Raw genomic sequence first — 23,451 nt, 5'->3', positions numbered from 1 at the left:
CGACGCGTAGGCGCAAGCACTGCCAATCCGCGCTCGACAAACGACGCCGTCGATCTCACCGCGTCGACACAAACTGATCGGTCGCTTCGATCAACCAGTGCAAAATGGTGGGCTCGTTGAAGGCATGTCCGGCGTCGGACGCCCAATAGAAATCCGCCTCCGGCCACGCCTTGTGCAAGTCCCAAGCCGTGCGGGCAGGGGTCGCTACGTCGTAACGGCCCTGGACGATCACACCCGGAATGTCGCGCAGGCCGCGCGCACCATCAATTAACTGGTTCGGCGCGAGAAAGCCATCGTTGACGAAGTAATGATTCTCGATGCGAGCGAACGCAATTGCGTAGCGCGGATCGCCGAACGCTTCGGCAAGACGGTCGTCGGGCAGCAGCGTGATGGTGCTGCCCTCCCACACACTCCATGCCCGCGCCGCCTCGATTCTCACGGCCTCATCGCGATGAGTCAGCCGCTTCTGGTAAGCACGCATCAGATCGCCTCGCTCTTCAAGCGGGATCGGCGCGAGGAAAGACTCCCAGCGATCCGGAAACAGCCACGATGCGCCCTTCTGGTAATACCACTGCAACTCGTCGCGGCGTACGGTGAAAATGCCGCGCACGATCAATTCGCTGACTCGGTCGACGTGCGCCTGCGCATAGGCCAGTGCCAAGGTGCTCCCCCACGAGCCCCCTAACACCAGCCAACGGTCGTATCCGAACTTGACGCGCAAGCGCTCGATGTCATCCACCAGATCCCACGTCGTGTTGTGGTCCAGACTCGCATGCGGTAACGAGCGTCCGCAGCCACGCTGGTCGAACAGCGTGATGCAGTATTTGGCCGGATCGAACAACCGCCGATGCTCCGGCGAGCAACCGCCTCCGGGACCGCCGTGCAGAAACACCGCCGGCTTGCCACGCGGATTTCCGCACCTCTCCCAATACACTTGGTGCCCATTGCCCACATCGAGCACGCCGCACTCGAAAGGCTCGACCGGCGGGTACAGGCCACGCAGCGTCTCCGGGCGAATCTCTACGACCTTGCCAGGCCCCCGCGGTACAAGCGCCTGCGCGCGCGGACCGTTTGGCAGGCTGCGGGCGGCATCATCGGGAAAGTCGAGCGACATCGGCATCCTCACTTGAACACGGGGCTGGGCAGTGTCAACGTCACGCCCCAGCGCAACGCCGACCACGGAAACTCGGGCGAATAGCACGAGAATCCATCCGTCGACGTTCAGTGTAGCGCGGCACCCAAGACAAGACAAAGCGCGCGCTCAAAACGAAATGGAACGATGTTGCCATCGTCCCATTCGTACAGCGATGCGATCACCGAGTCACGATAAGGGCGTGATTTCGACTCAAGCCTAGTCAGACCGTTTCAGCCCCCCATCGGAGCCCTTCATCACGCTTCAAACCACTTCGTACAGCGGCAGCGTAAGGAACTCGACAAAGTCGTCGCTGGTGCTCATCTGTTCGAAGATGACGGCCGCGCGATCATACGTCGGCGCCACTTGCCCCACGAGTGCTTTCACATTGGCAAGCTCTTGCGCAATCAGCTCGCGCACCAGCTCGGCGGTGACCTTGCGGCCGTCGTCGAGCTTGCCCTTCGGCGAGCGGATCCACTGCCACACCTGCGAGCGAGAGATCTCGGCCGTTGCCGCATCTTCCATCAGGTTGTGAATCGGCACGCAGCCATTGCCCGCCAGCCAGGATCCCAGGTAGTGGATGCCGACATTGATGTTGTTGCGCAGCCCCGCCTCGGTAATCGGCGCTTCCGGCTGGAACGTCAGCAGGTCACGGCCCGAGACCGTCACATCGTCGCGTTGCTTGTCGATCTGGTTCGGACGCTCGCCCAGCACCTTCACGAACTCCTCCATCGCCACGGGCACGAGCCCTGGGTGTGCCACCCAGCCGCCGTCGTAACCGTCGGCGGCGTCGCGCGCCTTGTCGCCGCGAATGCCGGCCATCGCCCGCTCGTTCGCTTGCGGATCGTGCTTGATCGGAATCAACGCGCTCATGCCGCCAATGGCAGGCGCATTGCGGCGGTGACACGTCTTGAGCAGCAGCAGCGCGTAGGCCCGCATGAACGGCACCGTCATGGTGATGCGACTGCGATCGGCCAGGCAGAAGTCGGCATCGACCTTGAACTTCTTGATGCACGAGAAGATGTAATCCCAGCGGCCGGCGTTCAGGCCCGCGCTGTGCTCGCGCAGTTCATACAGAATCTCGTCCATTTCGAACGCGGCGAGAATCGTCTCGACGAGCACGGTCGCCTTGATCGTGCCCTGCGCCAGGCCCAGTTCGTTTTGGGCGAGCACGAACACGTCGTTCCACAGACGCGCCTCGAGGTGGCTCTCCAGCTTCGGCAGATAGTAGTAAGGCCCGAAGCCGCGCTCGAGCGACGCCTTCGCGTTATGGAACACATGCAGGCCGAAGTCGAACAGGCTGCCTGACATGCGCACACCGTCCACGCTCACGTGCTTCTCGTCGAGATGCCAGCCGCGCGGACGTACGATCAGCGTGGCGACCTTGTCGTTCAAGGCGTAACGCTTGCCGTTCTGTTCGAGACTGATGGTGCCGCGCACGGCGTCGCGCACGTTGATATGCCCTTGCAACTGGTTATGCCAGTTCGGCGTGTTCGAGTCCTCGAAGTCGGTCATGTAGCTGTCCGCCCCCGAGTTCAGCGCGTTGATGATCATCTTGCGCTCGACCGGCCCCGTGATTTCCACACGACGGCATTGCAACGCCGCCGGCAACGGTGCGATGCGCCAGTCGCCGTCGCGGATCGCTTGCGTCTCGGGCAGGAAATCGGGCACTTCGCCGGCGTCGAGTCGTGCGGCGCGGTCCGCGCGGGCCGCAAGTAGTGCCTGACGGCGCGGTTCAAAGGCGCGGTGCAGCTTGGCGATGAAAGCGAGTGCCTCGGGGGTCAGGATCGCTTCGTACTCAGAACGAATATCGGTGCTGGCATCAACATGCAATTGCATGCCGGGGGGCAGAATCAGGGACATCAGGGATCTCCAACGATCTTCATTTATATAAGGGAGTGCGCCGCAAGGAAGAACTTCAGGGGCTTTGCACCAGGCCTCACACCGCGTTGGGCGTCAGGCGCGCGCTCCCGTCACTACCTCGACGAACCGCTGCAAGTCGCGCATGTCGCGCCCCATCCCTTGCGGCGTGACGCCGAGCTGTTCGACCGGCAGCCCGGCCCGGTTGACCCAAAACGTCGGGTAACCGAACCAGGTGGCACCGGCCGCGTCCCAGCCGTTGCTGGAGACGAAAACGATGGCGTCGGCAGGCAAACCGAACGCGTCGGGGCCGAGTTGATAGGCCTCCGGGGCGGTCTTGAATTTGCGTACCGCGTCGACCGACAGCACATGCTCGAACAGATCCTTGATCCCAGCGCTCTTCAGGCCGACGTCGAGCATGCGGGGATCGCCATTCGAAAGCACGCCGAGCCTGAGACCCATTGCACGCAACGCGCGCAGCACGGACGGGTTTTCGGGGAAGACCGACAGGCAGGTGTATTCGTCCATCAGGCGCTTCTCGGCGACAGGCGAGAGCGTGAGATTCAGACGCGCCGCAGCGTAGCGCAACGCGTCGACGGTGATGTCCCAGAACGGACGGTAGCGTTCGCCGCGCGGGCCCGAGAGCGAGCGCAGTTGCGTGTATTCGATCTGCTTGGCCCGCCACAGCTCGGCAAGCGCCGCCCCGCGTCCCGGGAACTGCTGCTCGGCGGCCGCCGCGACGGAGTACACGTCGAACAATGTGCCGTAAGCATCAAAAATCACTGCCTGAATACGCGAAGCCATAAGCTGGGTATCACTCAATATCACTTGTCATTGCCTGCCAATTGTATTATTGATATCAATCGCCATAAAAGCGCACAAAAATCACTTTATCTTTGACTTTTTAGTACATAATCCGCCGCGTGGATCGCTTCAAACAAATCGAAACGTTCGTCGCCGTGGCCGCCAAGGGGAGTCTGTCGGCGGCCGCAGCGCTCGAAGGCGTGGCGCCGGCCGTGATCGGGCGGCGCATCGACGCGCTCGAGTCCCGCTTGGGCGTGAAGCTGCTCGTGCGCACGACGCGGCGGGTCACGCTCACGTTCGAGGGATCGGCGTTTCTCGAGGACTGCCAACGCATTCTCAACGAGATGCACAACGCCGAGGCCGCCGTATCGGCGGGCGGGGTCAAGGCCAGCGGCCATCTGCGGCTCTCGGCACCGGCCGGGTTCGGGCGACGGCACGTCGCCCCGCTGCTGCCGGTGTTCATCGAATCGCATCCAGACGTCACGGTCACGCTGGACCTCTCCGACCGTCTCGTCGATCTGGTCAACGAAGGCTTCGATTGCGCGATCCGGCTGGGCGAGTTGCCCGATTCGAGCCTCGTATCGCTGCGGCTGGGCGAGAACCGGCGCGTGTGCGTGGCGTCGCCGGGGTATCTCGCACGACACGGACGGCCCGAATCGCTCGACGCCCTCGCGCGTCACAATTGCCTCGCCTTCGGATCTACCGCTAACCAGCAGCGCGGCTGGACCTTCTCGCAGGACGGCAAGGTCGTGACCATCCGCGTGAACGGCACCATGGAATGCACCGACGGTGCGGTACTGCACGACTGGTGCCTGGACGGCTACGGCCTCGCATGGCGCTCGTGGTGGGAGGTGGGCGACGATATCCGCGCGGGCCGGCTCATGAGCGTGCTCGACGACTTTGCCGCGCCGCCCATCGGCATTCATGCCGTGTTCCCGCAACGCCGTCACCTGCCGCTGCGCGTACGCCTGTTCATCGACCATCTCAAGCACCACTACAGCAGTTCGGTCTACTGGCGAGATGACGCGGCGCCCATCGCGCCGCACGGCGCGGCCGTCTGAGCGGCGGCGCGTCGCGGTGCGAGGGGGCGTGAGGGGGCGTGAGGGGGCGTGAGGGGGCGTGAGGGATCACCGCCCTATCGGGACTATCGGGTTTGCCCCCGTTGTTGCGTCGCGCCAAAGCCATAGAATCGAAACGAAGGGTCCGCTGGCAATGCGCAGGCTTGAGGGCGAGACATGGCCCTGACTGGCACCGGATGTCTCGGGACAGCGGACGGGGTGCAAGACCGTGATACCTGCGCGAGCCTGTGAACGCGTGTTCAGCAACGCCAACTGCGGGAGGTCATATGCTGTTTACCCACATCCTCATTCCGACCGACGGCTCGGAGCTTTCCGAAAAGGCGGTCACGGGCGGACTCGAACTGGCGCGCGCGCTCGGCGCGAAGGTGACGGGCTATTGCTGCCTCGCGGAGTATCCGTATTCGCCCTTCAGCGAGTATGTACTGGAAGCGCCGGCCACTTTCAGCGAGCGCATTGCCGAAGAGGCATGCGCACACCTCGACAAGCTGGCCGAAGCCGCCGCGGCGGCGGGCGTGCCGTTCGAGCGCGACAGCTCCACCTTCCCGGCGCCTTATCTCGGCATCATCGACGCGGCGCAACGTCACGGATGCGATGTCATCCTGATGGCCTCCCACGGACGGCGCGGGCTGACCAGCCTGCTGCTTGGCAGCGAGACGCAACGTGTTCTCGTGCACTCCAAGATTCCGGTGCTCGTCTACCGCTGATCCATTCGCGGCAACTCGATCGCACATGAAAAAAGGCCCGTGAGCGGGATACGCTCACGAGCCTCCTCTCGTTCAGGCGTGCATGGCACCCTCACCGCGACGGGACCGCAGTCAGGGCCGCCCCGGCCGGATAGGCCGGACGCGCGGTCATAGCGCGATGTCGCACCGCCGGCTGACGATGTGCCCCCACGCGCATCGTCGCTGGCGGGCGCACCGCGCCCTCCCTCAGCCCGGTCAGGCTGCCTTGACCTTTGCCTTCTTCTCGTCGAAGAACTGTTCGTCCTCCGTCGAACCCTTCAGGGCCGTGGTCGATGCGTCACGCTCAATCGTCTGCGTAACAGCATCGAAGTAGCCCGTACCCACCTCGCGCTGGTGCTTCACCGCGGTGAAGCCCTTGTCCGCCGCCGCGAATTCGGCTTCCTGCAACTCCACGAAGGCGCTCATCTGACGACGGGCATAGCCATGCGCCAGGTTGAACATCGAGTAGTTCAGGCTGTGGAAGCCGGCCAGCGTGATGAACTGGAACTTGTAGCCCATGGCGCCGAGTTCCTTCTGGAACTTGCCGATGGTCGCATCGTCGAGGTTCTTCTTCCAGTTGAACGACGGCGAGCAGTTATACGAAAGCATTTTGCCGGGGAAGTGCTTGTGAATCCCCTCGGCAAATTGCCTGGCGAATTCGAGATCGGGCTTGCCGGTCTCGCACCACACCAGATCGACGTACGGCGCGTAAGCCAGACCACGGGCAATCGCCTGATCGAGGCCATTGCGCGTGCGGTAGAAGCCTTCGACCGTGCGCTCGCCGGTGCAGAACGGCTGATCGATCGGATCGACGTCAGCGGTGATCAGGTCTGCTGCTTCGGCATCGGTCCGGGCGATCAGGACGGTCGGCACGCCGAGCACGTCGGCCGCCAGTCGCGCCGCCACCAGCTTGGCCACGGCTTCGCGCGTCGGCACGAGCACCTTGCCACCCATGTGACCGCACTTCTTGACCGACGCGAGCTGATCTTCGAAGTGCACACCGCCGGCGCCCGCTTCGATCATCGCCTTCATCAGTTCGAAGGCGTTGAGCACGCCGCCGAAGCCGGCTTCGGCGTCCGCCACGATCGGGGCGAAGTAATCGATATAGCCTTCGTCGCCCGGGTTCTTGCCTTCCGACCATTGGATCTGATCGGCCCGCGTGAAGGTGTTGTTGATGCGGCGCACGACTTGCGGCACCGAATTGGCCGGATACAGCGATTGGTCGGGGTACATTTCACCCGCCATGTTCGCGTCGCCGGCGACCTGCCAGCCTGACAGATAAATCGCCTTGAGGCCGGCCTTGACCTGTTGCATGGCCTGATTGCCGGTCAGCGCGCCCAGGGCGTTCACAAACGGCTCGTCGTTGATCATTTGCCACAGACGCTCTGCACCGCGGCGGGCGAGTGTTTGTTCAGGCTGGATCGATCCGCGCAGGCGCACCACGTCTTCGGCCGAGTAGCCACGCTTGATGCCCTGCCAGCGCGGATTGTTCGCCCAATCCTGCTCGAGTTGCTTCACCTGGTCTTGACGTGTCGTCATGATGATCTCTCCTGGTTTCTCGATACAAATAAAGCGGTGACGCCTGACTGCCTGTGCGGCTTGAAACCGGCATGTCTTGTATAAGAGTTTAGGGATTTTTCACGCAACGCAACAGAACGAACCACGGCATGGAGTAAAATTTTTTAACTATAAAAATCAATAGTATATGAACTTTATTTCTTGATGCGAAACGATATTTTCCGTTCTGAAATGGCATCGTTGTGCCGAGCAGCGCAAATTTTTACGCACCGCAAGATCATTCCACATCATGAAAAAAGCCGGTGACGGCGAGTCCCGGCTTTGCAACCTCGCGAACAGGCGCGGGCGCGGTGGTTACGATGCGGCCCGACGGGCTGCCGTCGCCGCCCTGGGCGGCTTGCATACGAACCACACGGCGAGCGCGATGAAACAGCCGCCGACAACGTGCGCCATCGTGACCGCTTCATTCAGGAACAAGGCGCCCCACAGCACACCGAACGGCGGAATGAGAAACGTCACGGTCAGCGAGCGCAACGGGCCCAGATCCGCGATCAGGCGGAAGAACATCATGTAGGCCACCGCGCTGCAAAGGAAGCCGAGTGCGGCCATTGCGGCCCAGACGCCGCCGGTCGCCGGGCCGGGAATGCCGGACGTTGCCGACACGTAGCCGAAGAACGGCAGCAGCACGACGGCCGCCCCCAGTTGGCTGCCGAAGGCGACCAGCTTCGCATCGAGGCCGCCCCGGTCGGAAATCCAGCGTTTGGTCAGATAGCCCGCCAGGCCATAGCAGGACGTGGCGACGAGACACGCCAACGCCCCAATGACCACCGGCCCCGACATCGTGACCGGTCCGGCCCGCGTCAATACGGCCACGCCGACAAGCCCGAGCAACACGCCCAACCCCTTGGCTCCCGTCAGGCGCTCACGGAAGAACAACGTGCCGATGATGACGCCCATCAACGGCGTGGTTGCGTTGAGAATCGCCGAGTAACCGGCCGGGAGCACGCGCGCGGCGAGGCAGTACATCGCGAACGGAATGCCGGAATTGATGACGCCGAGCAGCATCGACGCCCCGAGCCGCCCCTTGAACTCCCAGCGCACGCGCATGACCAGCAGGATGACCGCCAGACCGATGGCGCCCAGGGTCACGCGAAGGAACGCCGTGGGCAGCGGCCCGAGCACAGGGACGATGATGCGCATGAAAAGAAAGCTCGCGCCCCAGATGGCGGAGAGCGTCAGCAAACGGGCAATGTCGGACGAACGCATAGTCGGCATGACGGCACGGTTGGCCGCCGGGAAGAATGGGAACGCGTGAATCGTCCCACATCGACGCCAGGCCTGCTGGTCAAAATCGGACATGGCGGCAACGGCACAGTGGCGTTCATCGTCAACCCGTATCGCCCGCCATGGCGGGTCACGCACGGTCCATTTTCGGAATCGGCGCATTGAGCAAGCAAGTGGTCGCGCGCTATGGTGACTGACCGATCGATCGGAGATTTCATACTCATGACGTATCACGATTCACGCGCCGTCTCTCCTCGCGAGGTCCGCCCTCCGTCCGACGGGCGACCTCTCACTCACCAGACCGTCATTCATCCGATTCTCCGCACCCGCCCTCCCACCCAGACGACCTCACTGCACGCATCGCCCGCCGTGGTGCCACGCGGTTACGACCTATGGAATCACTATGAGGTCGCTTGGCTCGACATGCATGAGCGCCCCCAGATCGCCGTGGCGGAAATCGTGATTCCGTGCGATTCCCCGTACACGCTGGAGATGTCGGACGCGCAACGCTATTTCCTGACGTTGCGCGAGCGATGCTTCGAATCTCCCGACGCGCTGGAAGCGCACGTGGCGGGCGAATTATCGCGCTGCCTGCAAGCGTATGTCCTGGTGCGCACGACACCGGTCAGGCAAGCCGTTCGCACCACGGCCGCCTGCGGGCCGGGCACGGAGAGTCTCGACCTCGCGCCGGTCAGCGTGATACGCGGTGGCGTGCAGGCTCATGCCCTTTGCCTCGCCAGCGACGCCGATGGAGCGCTGGCCTCGCCGATTCGCGAATGCCTGGTCTCCGACCTGTTGAGCGTGCGATGCCCGCTCACCGGCGGCGTCGACTACGGAACCGTCTGGTTCGACTATACCGGCGCGCCGATCTGTCGCCGCGCACTGCTCGCGTACGTCCTGTCGTTTCGCCATAGCGCGATGCTGATCGAGCACTGCGTAGATACGCTCTTCAGTGACGTGCTCACGCGATGCGCGCCAACGCGACTGGCAGTCGGCGCACGCTTCACGCGGCGTTACGGACTCGATATCAATCCCGTGCGCTCCACACATGCCATCGCCCTCACCAATCTGCGCACCATTCGCCAATGACCTCGACGATCTCCCCTGCCCCGCTGCCCGCAGCGCTCGCCGCACGCCAGGCCACGCGCATGACGCCCGCCGTCATCGTGCTTGCGATCGCCTTCGTGAGCTTCCTGCTGATCTCGAACGCATTGGGCGCTCGCGTATGCGAGGTCGCGCTGCCCTGGTCGGTCGGCGACGAGCCGTTACGGCTGACATTCTCGGCCGCCCTCATCAGCTTCCCGTTTGCTTACCTCTTTGCGTCGGTGCTCACGGAGGTCTACGGCTATCGCATCAGCCGCATCGTGATCTGGAGCGGACTCGCGGCCAATCTGGCGATGATCGGATTTCTCTGGCTGATGACCCGGCTGCCCACCGAAGCAGCCTGGGCGGCAGAAACCGGCTTCACGGACGAGGTGCAGCGTCACTGGTACGAGGCCATTGCGCATATGTTCCTGGCATCGGTGTCGTGACGTCGGCACCTCGCTCAATCCATTCCGCTTTCGAGCATCGATGCCGCGGCAATCCGTCGAGACTCAATAGCGCATGTCGCTCGCGCTGTCACAGCCGTGCCGCAGCGACACCACGGCTACACCAGGATTACGCCGCGTTGGCGTCGCGCGCGCGACGATACTTGACCCAGTCTCCATCGGCAATCTGCGGCAATGCGTGGACCGCCGATTCGCTCACCGGATAGACGATGCAAGCGTAGGTCGCGCCGTCACAGGCGACCTCGCGCATGTCTCGAACGAACAACCCCGCCTCGCCCGGATACACGGCTTCGATCTCGTCGAGCACGGGGACCAGTGCCGTTGCGATGCGATAGACGTCGCCAGTGACGCGGCCTGCGCTGTGGCCGTCGCACGCCGTGGCGTCGAGCACCATGCCCGGATAGTCCCCGAAATCGTACAGCCGCCCGCCGAGTGATGTGGTGCCGACATAGACCGGCGCCTCGATGCCGTGTCGCTCGGCGGCATACGACACGTCGTTGATTTCGCCGGCACGCAGCGTGCCATAGACAAAAACGTAGACCCCCTCGTCCTGCGAGTCATAGGCATCGTGGGCGTCGACCCGGTCACGCGTTGCAGTATTCATCACCAGCATCCAAATCGGAAAAAGTGGGGAAGCAGACAACGCGTCGGCCCTGAACTGCGCATGCCGTGCCCAACACGTCCTCTGTCCGAGCCAATCGTCGTCCTGATGACCGACGGCGGACACGATCGCGCGTACCCCTGAAGTAAAAAAATCCCCGCGCACATTGCAATACGCGGGGACGGATCATGCGGTCCAAGCGGGTTGCAGGAACCGCGTTCGCGCTTACTCGGCGGCCGGTGGCGTCGCTTCGGCCGCTTCGGTCACCGGCCCGGCGGCGTCGCCCTCGAACGTGAATCGCCCGTTGCGCCAGTCGACCGGGATGGTGTCCTTCGGCCCGAACTTGCCCGCCAGCACCAGCTTGGCGATCGGGTTCTCGATTTCCTGCTGGATCGCCCGCTTGAGCGGCCGCGCACCGAACACCGGGTCGAAGCCTTCCCGCGCCACATGCGTGAGTGCCGCCTTGGTCACGTCGAGCGTCATTTCAAGCTTGGCCAGACGTTGACGCAGGATCTCGATCTGGATCGTGGCAATCGACTCGATGTGCTTCTGGTCGAGACCGTGGAACACCACGACTTCGTCGATCCGATTCAGGAACTCCGGACGGAAGTGATCCTTGATCTCCCCCCACACGGCATCCTTGATGCGGTCCTGCGGCTCGCCGACCATCGACTGAATCATCGACGATCCGAGATTCGACGTCATCACGATCACCGTGTTCTTGAAGTCCACCGTGCGGCCCTGGCCATCGGTCATGCGCCCGTCGTCGAGCACTTGCAGCAGCACATTGAACACATCCGGGTGCGCCTTTTCGACTTCGTCGAGCAGGATCACGCTGTACGGCTTGCGACGCACGGCTTCCGTCAGGTAGCCGCCCTCTTCATAACCGACATAGCCCGGAGGCGCGCCAATCAGCCGAGCGACGCTGTGCTTCTCCATGAACTCGCTCATGTCGATGCGGATGAGGTGATCGTCGGCATCGAACAGGAACATCGCCAGCGCCTTGCACAGCTCGGTCTTGCCCACACCGGTCGGCCCGAGGAACAGGAACGAACCATACGGACGGTTCGGATCCGACAGCCCGGCACGCGAACGCCGGATGGCGTCGGCCACGGCGGTAATCGCCTCGTCCTGCCCAATCACGCGCTCGTGCAGCTTGTCTTCCATGTGGAGCAGCTTTTCGCGCTCGCCCTGCATCATCTTCGAGACCGGGATGCCGGTCGCCCGCGAGACCACTTCAGCAATCTCTTCGGTGCCCACCTGCGTGCGCAACAGGCGTGGATGCGACTGCTGGCCCGCCGCTTCCGCCGCGTCGGCGTCCTTCAACTGGGCTTCGAGCTGCGGCAGCTTGCCATATTGCAGTTCAGCCACCTTGTCGAGCTTGCCTTCGCGTTGCAGCTTCGTAATGTCGGCACGCACGCGCTCGATCTCTTCCTTGACCTGGGCGCTGCCCTGTACCGCCGCCTTCTCCGCGGTCCACACTTCTTCGAGGTCGGCGTACTCGCGTTCCAGGCGCGAGATCTCTTCCTCGATCAGCGCCAGGCGCTTTTGCGAGGCTTCGTCGGTTTCCTTCTTGACGGCTTCGCGCTCGATCTTCAACTGGATCAGGCGACGGTCGAGCTTGTCCATCACTTCCGGCTTCGAGTCGATTTCCATCTTGATCTTCGACGCGGCCTCGTCGATCAAGTCGATGGCCTTGTCCGGCAGGAACCGGTCGGTGATGTAGCGCTGGCTGAGTTCCGCCGCCGCCACGATGGCCGGGTCGGTGATCTCCACCCCGTGGTGCAGCTCGTATTTCTCCTGCAAGCCACGCAGAATCGCGATCGTTGCCTCGACACTCGGCTCGTCGACGAGCACCTTCTGGAAACGACGCTCCAGCGCGGCGTCCTTCTCGATGTACTTGCGGTATTCGTCGAGTGTGGTCGCGCCGATGCAATGCAATTCGCCGCGCGCGAGCGCCGGCTTGAGCATGTTGCCCGCGTCCATGGCGCCTTCGGCCTTGCCGGCCCCCACCATCGTATGAATTTCGTCGATGAACAGGATCGTGCGCCCTTCATCCTTGGCAATGTCGCTCAGCACGCTCTTCAGCCGCTCTTCGAATTCGCCACGGAATTTCGCGCCGGCGAGCAGCCCCGCCATGTCCAGGGCAAGCACGCGCTTGTTCTTGAGCGACTCCGGCACTTCGCCATTGATGATGCGCTGCGCAAGTCCTTCCACAATGGCGGTCTTGCCCACCCCCGGCTCACCGATGAGCACCGGGTTGTTCTTCGTGCGGCGTTGCAGAATCTGGATCGTGCGACGAATTTCGTCGTCGCGGCCGATCACCGGATCGAGCTTGCCAAGCGACGCGCGCTCGGTCAGATCCAGCGTGTACTTCTTGAGGGCTTCGCGCTGATTCTCGGCATCCTGGCTGTTGACGGATTGTCCGCCGCGCACGCCTTCGATGGCGGCTTCGAGCGACTTGCGCGTCAGGCCACGCGCCCGCGCCAGTTTGCCCGTTTCGCCCTTGTCGTCGGCCAGCGCGAGCAGAAACATTTCGCTGGCGATATAGCTGTCGCCATGCTTCTGCGCTTCCTTGTCGGCCTGATTGAGCAGGCCCGCGAGTTCACGGCCGACCTGGACGTTGCCGTCGGTGCCTTGAACTTGCGGCAGCTTCGCGAGGGCCGTCTCGATGTCGTGCGCGAGCGGCTGCACCTGCACGCCGGCGCGCTGCAGCAACGAGCGTGCGGCGCCCTCGGGTTGAGCAAGCAGCGCTGCGAGAAGATGCAGCGGCTCGATGTATTGCTGGTCGCGACCGACTGCCATGCTTTGGGCATCAGCCAGCGCTTCCAGGAACTGCGTGGTGAATTTGTCTTGTCGCATCTAGGGCTCCGGTAAGAAATCTTTCTGGATCGGATGTGCGGACAAGCCCCTGCGGTTTCAAGGGGCATGGCAGCGCGACGATTGACATTGTCGTGCGAGGCCGGAACGGGTCAGCACCCGCCCCAGCATCGGGCGAGATGACGCCATACGGGGAGCGTGAAACGACCGCGGGACACGCCCGGCATTGAAGCTCATAATAGCGATTTTCAGCCTCCCGCACCACGCGTCGCGCTGACGGTAGAACGTCGAGAAGTGCCGGCGCGCCCGCCCGGGTGCCACTCGAAATGTCAGCACAAACCTCCCGCCAGCCGCCGGATCCGTGGCCCGCAACGCGCCTCGCCGAGATCGACGAAGACGCCGTGCGACTGCTCGTGAACACCTTCTACGGGCGCATCCGCGACGACGAGATGCTCGGCCCGGTGTTCCGGCAGGCGCTCGAAGGCCGCTGGGATATGCATCTGGAAAAAATGGTGGCGTTCTGGTCCAGCATCGTGCTCGGCGCCAAACGCTACCGCGGCAATGTGACGCAGGCGCATCAGCCGTTCGGCCACCTGAGCGGCGAGCATTTCAGCCGCTGGCTCGCCCTCTTCTTCGATACGCTGGACAGGCTCTTCGAACCGCAGGCCGCCTTCGCCTTCGCGGAACCGGCCATCCGGATCGCGGAAAGCCTTCAGTTGAATCTGTTCGGATGGGAATACACGCTGCCCCCGGCGCAACGGGCGCTACTCGACAGCGTGAAGCAGGCGAGGCCTGCACGGCCCCGAGAATGACACGATCGGCGATGATGGGAAATCTTCGCCGATGTTATTTGATAATCAAAGAAGAAATCAGCGGTTACCAGTCGACTCGGGCGCCCCTTCGGTCGCCCAGCGCTCGCGTGCTGCCGTGTCCGTCTCGCGCGCATCGACCCAGCGCTCGCCCTGCGGCGTCGCTTCCTTCTTCCAGAAGGGCGCCTCGGTCTTCAGATAGTCCATGATGAACTCGCAGGCAGCAAACGCATCCCCCCGATGGGCGGACGTGACGGCCACGAGCACAATCTGATCGCCGGGGCCCAGTTCGCCGTAGCGGTGAATCACCAGCGCGTCGAACAAGCGCCAACGCGCGCACGCCTGCTCGACAATCGCCGCGAGCGCCTTCTCCGTCATGCCCGGATAGTGCTCGAGCGTCATGCGCGAAACGTCGTTGCCGTCGTTCAAATCGCGCACCGTGCCCACGAAGCTCGCCACGGCCCCCACGCGCAGATCGCCTGCGCGCAGCCGTCGAATCTCCTCCGACAGGTCGAAATCCTCGGTCTGTACACGAATCGGCATGCTGGCGGTATCTCCTGTCCCGTGAATCGCTACGCTGGCGACGACATGCGGCTCAACCGCCCGTCACGGGCGGGAAGAACGCGACTTCACAACCGTCGGTCAGCCGCGTGGCCGCCGGCACCATCGTATGGTCGAGCGCCATGCGCAGCGCGCGCTGTGCGCCGAGCGTCTCGGCCCACACCGGTCCACGGCCGCACAGCCACTGGCGCACGTCGCCCACCGTGGCAATCCCGGCGGGAACATCCACACGCTCCTCAGCGACATTGAGCGCCTCGCGGACGCTGGCGAAAAAACGAAGTTCGATCTGCATAGTCTGGCTGGCACGCCGCATCGGCGACGCACCTGTCTCTCAATATAGGAGGTCGGAGAACGGCAGGAACGCCACCGTCTGGCCGGCTTCGATACGATGCCCCGGCGGATTGTCGATGAGGCCGTCGCCCCACACGGTCGACGTCAGCACCGCCGAGCTCTGGTTGGGAAACGCGTCGAGGCCGCCCTGCTCGTTGATACGGGCGCGCACGAATTCATTGCGACGGTCCGCCTTCGTCTGCGTGAAGTCCGCGCGCATGGGAATGCGACGCGGCGTCACCGCCGTCGCGCCCAGCAAACGCAGAATGAACGGGCGCACGAACAGCAGGAACGTCACGAAGCTGGACACCGGATTGCCGGGCAGGCCGATGAAATGCGCCGTCTCGCCGCCAGCCCGATTGACCTCGCCATACGCCAGCGGCTTACCCGGCTTGAGCGCGATCTGCCACAGATTGAGGCGGCCTTCGGCTTGCACGGCGGGTTTGACGTGATCCTCCTCGCCCACCGACACGCCGCCGGACGTGATGATCAGGTCGTTGCTGCGCGCCGCGTCGCGCAGAATCGCGCGCGTGGCGGCCAGATTGTCGGGCACGATGCCGTAATCGGTCATCTCGCAGCCCAGATTCTCCAGGAGCCCGCGCAGCACGAAGCGGTTCGAGTTGTAAATGCTGCCTGCACGCAGCGCCTCGCCAGGCATGGTCAGCTCGTCACCGGTGAAGAAGACGGCCACACGCAAGCGACGTGCGACTTGCAGCTTCGCCATGCCTACGGACGCCGCGAGCCCCAGCGCCGGGGCCCTCAGCCGGGTTCCGGCGGCAAGCACGACGCTGTCACGGCGAATATCCGACCCTTGCCGATTGATGAACTCCTCGACCGCCGGCCTATGGCGAATCACGATGGTCCCGTCCTCGCGCGCGTCGCACTGCTCCTGCATGACGACGGCGTCGGCACCCGGCGGCACCGGCGCGCCCGTGAAGATGCGCGCCGCCGTGCCGCGGGCGAGCGGTTCAGGGGCGTGCCCCGCCGCAATGCGCTGCGAGACCGGCAGCACGGTCTCGTCCCCGACCAGGTCCGCGACCCGCACGGCGTAGCCGTCCATGGCACTCGTATCCATCGGCGGCACGTCCAGCGTGGCGATCACGTCGGCGGCCAGCACGCGAGCGTTGGCCGCAAGCGTGTCGACCGTCTCCTGCCGATCCAGCGGTCGGGCTGCTGCCAGCACGGCATCCAGGGCGTCTTGTGTACTCAGCATGGTGAAGGCGCGCAAGTCAAGGGAGACATCAGGGGGACAGGGCGAGCGCCGCCTTACAGGCCGGTGTGCTCGGCGATATAGGCCTTCACGCTCGCGACGTCGTTCGGCACCGTCTCGAAGCGCTGCGGCAGCGATTCGAGCTGCTCGAAGCCGGCCGGGCGCGGCGGCTCGCGATGCAACGCCTCGCGAATCGTCTCGGCGAACTTCGCCGGCTGGGCGGTCTCGAGCACCACCATCGGCACGCCGGGTTCGAGCGCTTCGCGCGCGACCTTCACACCGTCGGCCGTGTGGGTGTCGATGACCACGTCGTAACGCTTGGCGACGTCCTGGATCGTCGCCACGCGATCGGCATGCGTACTTCGCCCCGAGACAAAACCAAACTGTGCCACGCGAGCGAAGGCTTCGGTGCCCGACAGGTCGAAGCCGCCTTCGCGCTCGACTTTCGAGAGCAGCTCGGCGGTCGCGTTCGCGTCGCGGCCGAGCAGGTCAAACAGGAAGCGCTCGAAGTTCGACGCCTTCGAGATATCCATGCTCGGGCTGCTGGTGTGGAACGTTTCGGCGGACTTGCGCACGCGGTAGTGACCGGTGCGGAAGAATTCGTCGAGCACGTCGTTCTCGTTCGTGGCCACGACCAGCTTGCGGATCGGCAGGCCCATCATGCGGGCGATATGGCCAGCGCAAACGTTACCGAAGTTGCCCGACGGTACCGTGAACGACACCTCGCCGTCCTGGCCCGACTGACCGCCCGTCGCCGCGAAGTAGCCCTTGAAGTAGTACACGACCTGCGCCACGACCCGCGCCCAGTTGATCGAATTGACCGTGCCGATCTTGTAGCGCGCCTTGTAGGCGTGATCGTTCGACACGGCCTTGACGATGTCCTGCGCGTCGTCGAACACGCCTTCCACCGCGAGGTTGAAGATGTTCGGATCCTGCAGGCTGTACATCTGGGCCGTCTGGAACGCACTCATCTTGCCGGCCGGCGAGAGCATGAAGACGCGAATGCCTTCCTTGCCGCGCATGGCGTACTCGGCCGCGCTGCCGGTGTCGCCGGACGTCGCGCCGAGAATGTTGAGTGCATCGCCATGCTGCGCCAGCGCATACTCGAACAGGTTGCCCAGCAACTGCATGGCCATGTCCTTGAACGCCAGCGTCGGGCCATTCGAGAGCGCCAGCAGCGAGAGCTGCGTGCCCCCTTCGTCGCCCAGCGGCAGCAGCGGCGTGATGTCGGCCGCGTCTTCGCCCGGACGCACATTGCGGTACACCTCGGCGGTGTACGTGCGCGCCGTCAGGTCGGCCAGGATCTCGGCCGGAATGTCGCCCGCGAATTTGGCCAACACCTTCGCGGCCAGCTCGGCGTACGACAACTGGCGCCAGGCGCGCAGCTCGTCCGCTGTCACCTGCGGGTATTGCGTCGGCAGATACAGACCGCCATCCGGGGCCAGGCCGCCCAGCAGAATGCTGGAGAACGATTGCGGCTCGCCCGAGGTCAGGCCCGCGCCGCGCGTGGAGATGTATTTCATGTGGGTCGTGTCCTGTCGTATCGGTTCGTGTGGCCGGCGCTCAGCTGAGCGCCTCCATACGGATGCGCGTGACCTTCGAGAGCACGGTGTCCATCGACTCGATCTTCGCGATGGCCGTGTTGATGTGCTTCTCCTGGGTCTGGTGCGTCAGGATGATGATGTCGGTCTGATGCTCACCCTCGCGCGATTCCTTCTGCAGCAAGGCGTCGATGGAGATGTCCAGATCGGCGAGGATGCGCGTGAGTTCCGCCATCACGCCCGCGCGATCGACCACGCGCAGACGCAGGTAGTAGCTGGTCGTGACCTCGTCGATGGGCAGCACCGGGGTGTTCGACAGCGCGTCGTGCTGGAACGCCAGGTGCGGCACGCGATGCTCCGGATCGGCCGTTTGCAGACGCGTCACGTCGACGATATCGGCCACCACGGCCGAGGCGGTCGGCTCGGCGCCCGCACCCTTGCCGTAATACAGCGTGGCGCCCACGGCGTCGCCCTGCACCAGCACGGCGTTCATGGCGCCTTCCACGTTGGCGATCAGGCGCTTGGACGGAATCAGCGTCGGATGCACGCGCAATTCGATACCGGCCTCGGTGCGACGCGTGATGCCCAGCAGTTTGATGCGGTAGCCGAACTCCTCCGCATACTTGATGTCCAGCGCCGAGAGCTTGGTGATGCCTTCGACATAGGCACGCTCGAACTGCACCGGCACGCCGAACGCGATGGCGCTCATGAGCGTGAGCTTGTGCGCGGCATCAACGCCTTCGATGTCGAACGTCGGGTCTGCTTCCGCGTAGCCCAGACGCTGCGCGTCGGCAAGGGCCACGTCGAAGTCGATGCCCTTGTCGCGCATCTCCGAAAGAATGAAGTTCGTGGTGCCGTTGATGATGCCGGCGATCCATTCGATGCGGTTGGCGGTCAGGCCCTCGCGCAGCGCCTTGATGATGGGAATGCCCCCAGCGACGGCCGCTTCGAAGGCGACCATCACGTTGGCCTTGCGCGCGGCAGCGAAAATCTCATTGCCGTACAGGGCCAGCAGCGCCTTGTTGGCCGTGACCACGTGCTTGCCGTTTTCGATCGCCTTGAGGACCAGTTCCTTCGTGAGGTCGTAGCCGCCGATGGTCTCGACCACGACATCGATGTCCGGATCGTTGACCACGTCGAACGGATCGCCCGTCACGACAGCGGCGCTGCCCACGAGGCCTCGGGCGCGTTCGACATTGCGCACTGCGACCTTCGTAATCTCGATCCCCCGGCCGGCGCGACGTTGAATTTCTTCCTGGTTGCGAGCCAGTACCTGGAAGGCACCGTAGCCTACCGTGCCAAGGCCGAGCAGGCCCACTTTGATCGGTTTCATGCGGTTTTACTCAAAAGTCGAAATCGGGTGGCGCGCATCACTTGCCGTGGCGACGGCGATAACCGTCAAGGAAGCGGGCAATGCGACTGATGGCGTCTTCCAGGTCGCCCTCGTGAGGCAGGAACACAACGCGGAAATGGTCGGGATGCATCCAGTTGAAGCCGCTGCCCTGCACCAGCAGGACCTTCTCTTCAAGCAGCAACTGGAGAATGAAGTCCTGATCGTTGGCGATGGGATACATCGCCGGATCGAGACGCGGGAACAGGTACAGCGCGGCCTTCGGCTTCACGCAGGTCACGCCGGGAATGTCGGTGAGCATGCGGTGCGCGATCTCGCGCTGCTCGTACAGGCGTCCGCCCGGCACGATCAGGTCCTTGATGCTCTGGTAGCCGCCGAGCGCCGTCTGGATGGCGTACTGGCCCGGCACGTTCGGGCACAGGCGCATCGAGGCCAGGATGTTCAGCCCTTCGATGTAGTCGCTCGCCGGACGCTTGTCGCCCGACACGACCATCCAGCCCGCGCGGTAACCGCACGCGCGATAGCTTTTGGACAGGCCGTTGAACGTGATGGTGAGCACGTCCTCGGACAGCGAACCGATCGAGGTGTGCTCCGCGCCGTCGTAGACGATCTTGTCGTAGATCTCGTCGGCGTAAATGATGAGCTTGTGCTCACGCGCGAGGGCGACGATGTCTTTGAGCAGTTCGTCCGAGTACAGCGCGCCGGTCGGGTTGTTCGGGTTGATGATGACGATCGCGCGCGTATTCGGCGTGATCTTCTTGCGGATGTCGGCGAGATCCGGCTGCCAGTCCGCCTGCTCGTCGCAGACGTAATGCACCGGCGTGCCGCCCGACAGGCTGACGGCGGCCGTCCAGAGCGGGTAGTCGGGCGCGGGCACCAGCACCTCGTCGCCATCGTTGAGCAGCGCCTGCATGGCCATCACGATCAGCTCGGAGGCCCCGTTGCCGAGGTAGATGTCGTCGAGCTGGACGTCCTTGATGCGCTTTTGCTGGCAGTAGTGCATGATCGCCTTGCGCGCCGCGAACACGCCCCGCGAGTCCGAATAACCGGCCGAATTCGGCAGATTTCGGATCATGTCCTGCACGATCTCGTCGGGCGGCTCGAAACCGAACGGCGCCAGATTGCCGATGTTCAGTTTGATGACGCGATGACCCTCGTCTTCCATGCGCTTGGCATGTTCGAGCACGGGTCCACGAATGTCGTAGCAGACATTCTGCAATTTCAGCGATTTGAGGATCGGTTTCACGGCGGTTGTGGTCTTGGCGGGCGGCGCAGGGGTTCGGACGAGCCGGCAGGCAGGCGGGACGCACGACGCACCGGCGATCGGACGGCGATGTGCGCGAAGCGCACAGGGCACCGCATTTCCCCGGTTTAGGCGTGGCAAATGCCGCACTGCAACGGTTTTGCCGTGCTGCGTACGGCAAAAAGCTATAATTTAGCCAATTATGACAGAGTTCGGCAATGCATCATTGACGGTTTGCGCCATGCGAGGCAAGATGCCCGCCCGTTGAACGATCTGCCGACGTGCATCCACCCCCGGGGCAAGCCCTGGGCAGGGAATCTTTCTAAAGTGAAACTGCATCAAGACCCGTCGCAAGCATTGAACACGGTCACCGGCTACGGCCGGGGCTATGTCGAGGTCAACAAGATTCGTCACGAGCACAGCGTGATCATTGCGCCCGAGGGCGAGATCCAGGCCTGGCCGGTGTCGCGCTTCGACGCGCTCGAATCCGCCCATTTCGACCAATTGCATGCCCTCGCCCCCGAAGTCGTGATCTTCGGCAGCGGTGAGCGCCTGCGCTTCGCGCATCCGCGCCTGACCACGTCGCTCACCAGCCGGCGCGTTGGCGTCGACTCCATGGACACCCAGGCCGCCTGCCGCACCTACAACATCCTGATGAGCGAAGGGCGCCGCGTCGTGCTCGCCCTGCTCATCGAGACCGAGGCGACTGCGTGAGCCGCCGCCCGCTCGCCTCCGGCCTGCAGGCTGCCGCCCCCCTCGCGTCCTCTCCCCTGCCCGCCCCCGCCTCGCCGCCCGCGGCCTACCCGCTCTCGCCGACCGCTTTCTGGCTACTGCTCGTGGCGTTCGCGCTCGTGTGGTTCGGCGTGCTCGACTACCGCCACCTGATCGCGAGCGACGAAGGCCGTTACGCGGAAATGGCGCGCGAGATGTGGGTCACGGGCGACTGGATCACGCCGCGCTACAACGGCTACAAGTATTTCGAGAAACCGCCGCTGCAAACGTGGATGAATGCGCTCACGTTCGCGGCATTCGGGCTTGGGGAATGGCAAGCCCGGCTGTGGACCGCGCTCACGGGGTTCGCGGGCGTGCTGATGGTCGGTTTTACCGGCCGGCGCGTGTTCAATGCCCGCGTGGGTCTGTTCGCGGCCGTCGCACTCGCCAGCGCGCCGCTGTGGTCGTTGCTCGGGCACTTCAACGTGCTGGACATGGGCCTGTCGTTTTTCATGGGGCTCTCGCTGTGCGCCCTGCTGCTGGCACAGCGCCCGGGGCTTGCGCGCCCCGCCGTGCGCGCCTGGATGTGGCTGTGCTGGGCGGCCATGGCGCTCGCCGTGCTGAGCAAGGGGCTCGTCGGCATCGTGCTGCCGGGCGCCGTGCTCGTGCTCTATACGCTCATTGCACGGGACTGGGCCTTGTGGCGACGCCTGTACCTGGGCAGCGGCCTGATCGTTTTTTTCGCGCTGGCGGCCCCGTGGTTCGTGCTGGTGCAAATGCGCAACCCCGAATTCTTCGACTTCTTCTTCATCAACGAGCACTTCCGACGCTTCGCGATGGAGGGCCATAACCGCGATGGCGCGCCGTGGTATTTCGTGCCCGTGTTCCTCGTCGGCTTCCTGCCCTGGCTGTCGGTCCTGCCGGGCACCGTACGCGCCACGCTGCGCATGCCCCGCCAGCCCAACGGTTTCGCCCCCGCGCTGATGCTGTGGGTGTGGTCGGCGTTCATCTTCGTGTTTTTCAGCGCCTCGCACTCGAAGCTGATCTCGTATCTGCTGCCCATCGCGCCGGCCATGGCGCTGCTCGTCGGCCTGTATCTGGCGCAATTGCGGCGCGACACCGTGCGCTTGCACCTGGCCGGTTATGCGATCCTGCTGATTGCCGCGCTCGTGATGGTGGCCATCTTCGCGGGACGCCCCGGGAACGTGCGCAATCCGAACGAGTTGTACAAGGCGTTCCAGATCTGGCTGTATGTCGCGATCGGCCTCGGCCTGGCCGGCACGCTCGTGGCATGGCGACTGGCGCGCCATAGCGCGCGGCGCGCGCTGCTCACCTTTGCCGGCGGCATGCTGTTGCTCGTGAGCGTCGGCGGCATGGGACACGAAGTGTTCGGGCGCCAAAGCTCAGGCGTGTTGCTCGTGCCGGCCATCAAGGCCGAGATGCAGCGTCTCGGGCCGAATGTGCCGTTCTATTCGGTCAATGTGCTCGATCACACCCTGCCGTACTACCTCGGCCGCACGATGATCATGGTGCAGCACCCGGACGAACTGGAATTCGGTGTGAAGCAGGAGCCGCAGAAATGGCTGCCCACGCTCGACGACTTCTACGCCCGCTGGCGCACCGCCCCGAAAGCGCTCGCGCTGGTCGATCCGGACACGTTCGGCAAGCTCGAAACCGAGCACTTGCCCATGCGGATCGTCGCGCGTGACGCGCGCCGTATCGTAATCGCCAAACCGCAGGCGGAAGACAACGTAAAATAGCGCATCTGGCTTTCGTTCGATCCGTTTGCCGTTGACGGCTTTGGCCGGAGACAGCGACGACAACAGGCTGATGCGCTTAGGGAAACTAAGCGCCAGCCCATTTGCGGTATCCATAATTATTCACAAACGTTCATCAACGTTCCATGAATCTCGCCACATTTTCACTTATTCTCACGGGCGTACTGCTCAATGCATGCGCCCAGTTGTTGCTCAAGGCCGGCGCCAGCTCGATCGGCGCGCTTGAGTTCACGCGTGCCAACATCGTGCCCATCGGCCTCAAGCTGGCCACGCAAGTGCCGATCATGGGCGGGCTCGTCTGTTATGCGATCAGCGTGGTCGTCTGGATTCTGGCACTCTCGCGCGTCGAGGTCTCGATCGCGTACCCGATGCTCTCGCTCGGCTACGTGGTGAATGCCTTTGCCGCGTGGTACCTGTTTGGCGAGGCGCTGTCCATGCAGCGTGTCGTCGCCATCGGCATCATCCTGGTCGGCGTTTATATTCTTGCGCGCAGCTAAGGCTGCTGACGGACCGAAATCACGGACGCGCCGCAACAAGCAAGCGCTGG

At 63.9% G+C, this 23,451-nt stretch carries 21 protein-coding genes; 8 read left to right on the top strand and 13 right to left on the bottom strand.

Annotation, left to right across the window (positions count from 1 at the left end):
- Positions 1-55 precede the first annotated feature (55 nt).
- The 3 genes from pip to OYT13_RS09990 form a co-directional block, all read right to left on the bottom strand.
- The gene (gene pip, locus OYT13_RS10000) at positions 56-994 is read right to left on the bottom strand and encodes a prolyl aminopeptidase (RefSeq protein WP_261939879.1); all 939 of its coding nucleotides are present in this window, start codon (positions 992-994) and stop codon (positions 56-58) included.
- 402 nt (positions 995-1,396) lie between these two features.
- The gene (gene aceB, locus OYT13_RS09995; RefSeq protein ID WP_268567650.1) at positions 1,397-2,995 is read right to left on the bottom strand and encodes a malate synthase A; all 1,599 of its coding nucleotides are present in this window, start codon (positions 2,993-2,995) and stop codon (positions 1,397-1,399) included.
- 93 nt (positions 2,996-3,088) lie between these two features.
- A complete protein-coding gene (locus OYT13_RS09990; protein WP_017232256.1) occupies positions 3,089-3,796 on the bottom strand; it encodes a haloacid dehalogenase type II in 708 nt (235 codons plus the stop codon).
- A 119-nt stretch (positions 3,797-3,915) separates the two neighbouring features.
- Here OYT13_RS09990 and OYT13_RS09985 point away from each other — a divergent pair, with 119 nt between their 5' ends.
- Complete coding sequence (locus OYT13_RS09985; RefSeq protein WP_150563538.1) at positions 3,916-4,857, top strand: LysR family transcriptional regulator; 942 nt, start codon at positions 3,916-3,918, stop codon at positions 4,855-4,857.
- Between the two features lie 287 nt (positions 4,858-5,144).
- Complete coding sequence (locus OYT13_RS09980) at positions 5,145-5,579, top strand: universal stress protein (RefSeq protein ID WP_026131659.1); 435 nt, start codon at positions 5,145-5,147, stop codon at positions 5,577-5,579.
- 234 nt (positions 5,580-5,813) lie between these two features.
- Here the strand turns inward: OYT13_RS09980 and aceA are convergent, their stop codons facing one another.
- Complete coding sequence (aceA, locus tag OYT13_RS09975) at positions 5,814-7,136, bottom strand: isocitrate lyase (protein ID WP_017232259.1); 1,323 nt, start codon at positions 7,134-7,136, stop codon at positions 5,814-5,816.
- A gap of 333 nt (positions 7,137-7,469) precedes the next feature.
- Positions 7,470-8,381: a DMT family transporter gene (locus tag OYT13_RS09970; RefSeq protein WP_039829890.1), complete on the bottom strand. Its 912-nt coding sequence runs from the start codon at positions 8,379-8,381 to the stop codon at positions 7,470-7,472.
- A gap of 240 nt (positions 8,382-8,621) precedes the next feature.
- Between OYT13_RS09970 and OYT13_RS09965 the strand changes: the two genes are divergently transcribed.
- Both OYT13_RS09965 and OYT13_RS09960 read left to right on the top strand, forming a co-directional pair.
- Entirely contained in the window at positions 8,622-9,488 is an 867-nt protein-coding gene (locus tag OYT13_RS09965; protein ID WP_268567649.1) for an NADPH-dependent 7-cyano-7-deazaguanine reductase QueF, read from the top strand.
- Entirely contained in the window at positions 9,485-9,931 is a 447-nt protein-coding gene (locus OYT13_RS09960) for a VUT family protein (RefSeq protein WP_268567648.1), read from the top strand. The genes OYT13_RS09965 and OYT13_RS09960 overlap by 4 nt, the downstream gene beginning before the upstream one ends.
- A 127-nt stretch (positions 9,932-10,058) precedes the next feature.
- On the opposite strand, the gene OYT13_RS09955 is transcribed toward OYT13_RS09960, so the two are convergent.
- Positions 10,059-10,553 (bottom strand): gamma-glutamylcyclotransferase family protein, encoded by a 495-nt coding sequence (locus tag OYT13_RS09955; protein WP_268567647.1) that lies wholly within the window; start codon positions 10,551-10,553, stop codon positions 10,059-10,061.
- 222 nt (positions 10,554-10,775) lie between these two features.
- The gene (clpB, locus tag OYT13_RS09950) at positions 10,776-13,412 is read right to left on the bottom strand and encodes an ATP-dependent chaperone ClpB (protein ID WP_017232264.1); all 2,637 of its coding nucleotides are present in this window, start codon (positions 13,410-13,412) and stop codon (positions 10,776-10,778) included.
- Between the two features lie 371 nt (positions 13,413-13,783).
- On the opposite strand from clpB, the gene OYT13_RS09945 reads away from it, so the two are divergent.
- On the top strand, positions 13,784-14,182 hold the full coding sequence (locus tag OYT13_RS09945; protein ID WP_268567646.1) for a group III truncated hemoglobin: 399 nt from the start codon (positions 13,784-13,786) through the stop codon (positions 14,180-14,182).
- Positions 14,183-14,239: 57 nt separating this feature from the next.
- Here OYT13_RS09945 and moaE read toward each other — a convergent pair whose 3' ends face one another.
- From moaE to OYT13_RS09915, 6 genes are read right to left on the bottom strand one after another with little or no spacing between them, the layout of a single operon-like run.
- Positions 14,240-14,722 carry a molybdopterin synthase catalytic subunit MoaE gene (gene moaE, locus OYT13_RS09940; RefSeq protein WP_017232266.1) on the bottom strand — a complete coding sequence of 161 codons (483 nt, stop codon included), beginning with the start codon at positions 14,720-14,722 and terminating at the stop codon, positions 14,240-14,242.
- Between the two features lie 52 nt (positions 14,723-14,774).
- The gene (gene moaD / locus OYT13_RS09935) at positions 14,775-15,032 is read right to left on the bottom strand and encodes a molybdopterin converting factor subunit 1 (RefSeq protein ID WP_017232267.1); all 258 of its coding nucleotides are present in this window, start codon (positions 15,030-15,032) and stop codon (positions 14,775-14,777) included.
- 39 nt (positions 15,033-15,071) lie between these two features.
- On the bottom strand, positions 15,072-16,283 hold the full coding sequence (locus tag OYT13_RS09930) for a molybdopterin molybdotransferase MoeA (RefSeq protein ID WP_268567645.1): 1,212 nt from the start codon (positions 16,281-16,283) through the stop codon (positions 15,072-15,074).
- Positions 16,284-16,336: 53 nt separating this feature from the next.
- A complete protein-coding gene (gene thrC, locus OYT13_RS09925) occupies positions 16,337-17,803 on the bottom strand; it encodes a threonine synthase (RefSeq protein ID WP_268567644.1) in 1,467 nt (488 codons plus the stop codon).
- A 40-nt stretch (positions 17,804-17,843) separates the two neighbouring features.
- Positions 17,844-19,154 carry a homoserine dehydrogenase gene (locus OYT13_RS09920; protein WP_017232270.1) on the bottom strand — a complete coding sequence of 437 codons (1,311 nt, stop codon included), beginning with the start codon at positions 19,152-19,154 and terminating at the stop codon, positions 17,844-17,846.
- Positions 19,155-19,191: 37 nt separating this feature from the next.
- Positions 19,192-20,418: a pyridoxal phosphate-dependent aminotransferase gene (locus tag OYT13_RS09915; RefSeq protein WP_017232271.1), complete on the bottom strand. Its 1,227-nt coding sequence runs from the start codon at positions 20,416-20,418 to the stop codon at positions 19,192-19,194.
- A gap of 324 nt (positions 20,419-20,742) precedes the next feature.
- On the opposite strand from OYT13_RS09915, the gene OYT13_RS09910 reads away from it, so the two are divergent.
- From OYT13_RS09910 to OYT13_RS09900, 3 genes are all read left to right on the top strand, one after another.
- Entirely contained in the window at positions 20,743-21,129 is a 387-nt protein-coding gene (locus OYT13_RS09910; protein ID WP_017232272.1) for an Mth938-like domain-containing protein, read from the top strand.
- Positions 21,126-22,886: a glycosyltransferase family 39 protein gene (locus OYT13_RS09905; RefSeq protein ID WP_017232273.1), complete on the top strand. Its 1,761-nt coding sequence runs from the start codon at positions 21,126-21,128 to the stop codon at positions 22,884-22,886. Before OYT13_RS09910 ends, OYT13_RS09905 begins: the two co-directional genes overlap by 4 nt.
- Before the next feature lie 143 nt (positions 22,887-23,029).
- Complete coding sequence (locus OYT13_RS09900; protein WP_017232274.1) at positions 23,030-23,401, top strand: SMR family transporter; 372 nt, start codon at positions 23,030-23,032, stop codon at positions 23,399-23,401.
- Positions 23,402-23,451 lie beyond the last annotated feature (50 nt).

The sequence above is a fragment of the Pandoraea sp. XJJ-1 genome, assembly GCF_026802345.1.
Classification (GTDB): Bacteria; Pseudomonadota; Gammaproteobacteria; order Burkholderiales; family Burkholderiaceae; genus Pandoraea; species Pandoraea cepalis.
Note: the sequence above shows the minus strand (reverse complement) of the source record. Positions and strands in the feature narration are given on the sequence as shown.

Coding starts and splice junctions, on each gene's coding strand:
- aceB (WP_268567650.1), bottom strand. CDS start 2,995: ATGTCCCTGATTCTGCCCCCCGGCATGCAATTGCATGTTGATGCCAGC.
- OYT13_RS09990 (WP_017232256.1), bottom strand. CDS start 3,796: ATGGCTTCGCGTATTCAGGCAGTGATTTTTGATGCTTACGGCACATTG.
- aceA (WP_017232259.1), bottom strand. CDS start 7,136: ATGACGACACGTCAAGACCAGGTGAAGCAACTCGAGCAGGATTGGGCG.
- OYT13_RS09970 (WP_039829890.1), bottom strand. CDS start 8,381: ATGCGTTCGTCCGACATTGCCCGTTTGCTGACGCTCTCCGCCATCTGG.
- OYT13_RS09965 (WP_268567649.1), top strand. CDS start 8,622: ATGACGTATCACGATTCACGCGCCGTCTCTCCTCGCGAGGTCCGCCCT.
- OYT13_RS09960 (WP_268567648.1), top strand. CDS start 9,485: ATGACCTCGACGATCTCCCCTGCCCCGCTGCCCGCAGCGCTCGCCGCA.
- OYT13_RS09955 (WP_268567647.1), bottom strand. CDS start 10,553: ATGAATACTGCAACGCGTGACCGGGTCGACGCCCACGATGCCTATGAC.
- clpB (WP_017232264.1), bottom strand. CDS start 13,412: ATGCGACAAGACAAATTCACCACGCAGTTCCTGGAAGCGCTGGCTGAT.
- moaE (WP_017232266.1), bottom strand. CDS start 14,722: ATGCCGATTCGTGTACAGACCGAGGATTTCGACCTGTCGGAGGAGATT.
- moaD (WP_017232267.1), bottom strand. CDS start 15,032: ATGCAGATCGAACTTCGTTTTTTCGCCAGCGTCCGCGAGGCGCTCAAT.
- OYT13_RS09930 (WP_268567645.1), bottom strand. CDS start 16,283: ATGCTGAGTACACAAGACGCCCTGGATGCCGTGCTGGCAGCAGCCCGA.
- thrC (WP_268567644.1), bottom strand. CDS start 17,803: ATGAAATACATCTCCACGCGCGGCGCGGGCCTGACCTCGGGCGAGCCG.
- OYT13_RS09920 (WP_017232270.1), bottom strand. CDS start 19,154: ATGAAACCGATCAAAGTGGGCCTGCTCGGCCTTGGCACGGTAGGCTAC.
- OYT13_RS09900 (WP_017232274.1), top strand. CDS start 23,030: ATGAATCTCGCCACATTTTCACTTATTCTCACGGGCGTACTGCTCAAT.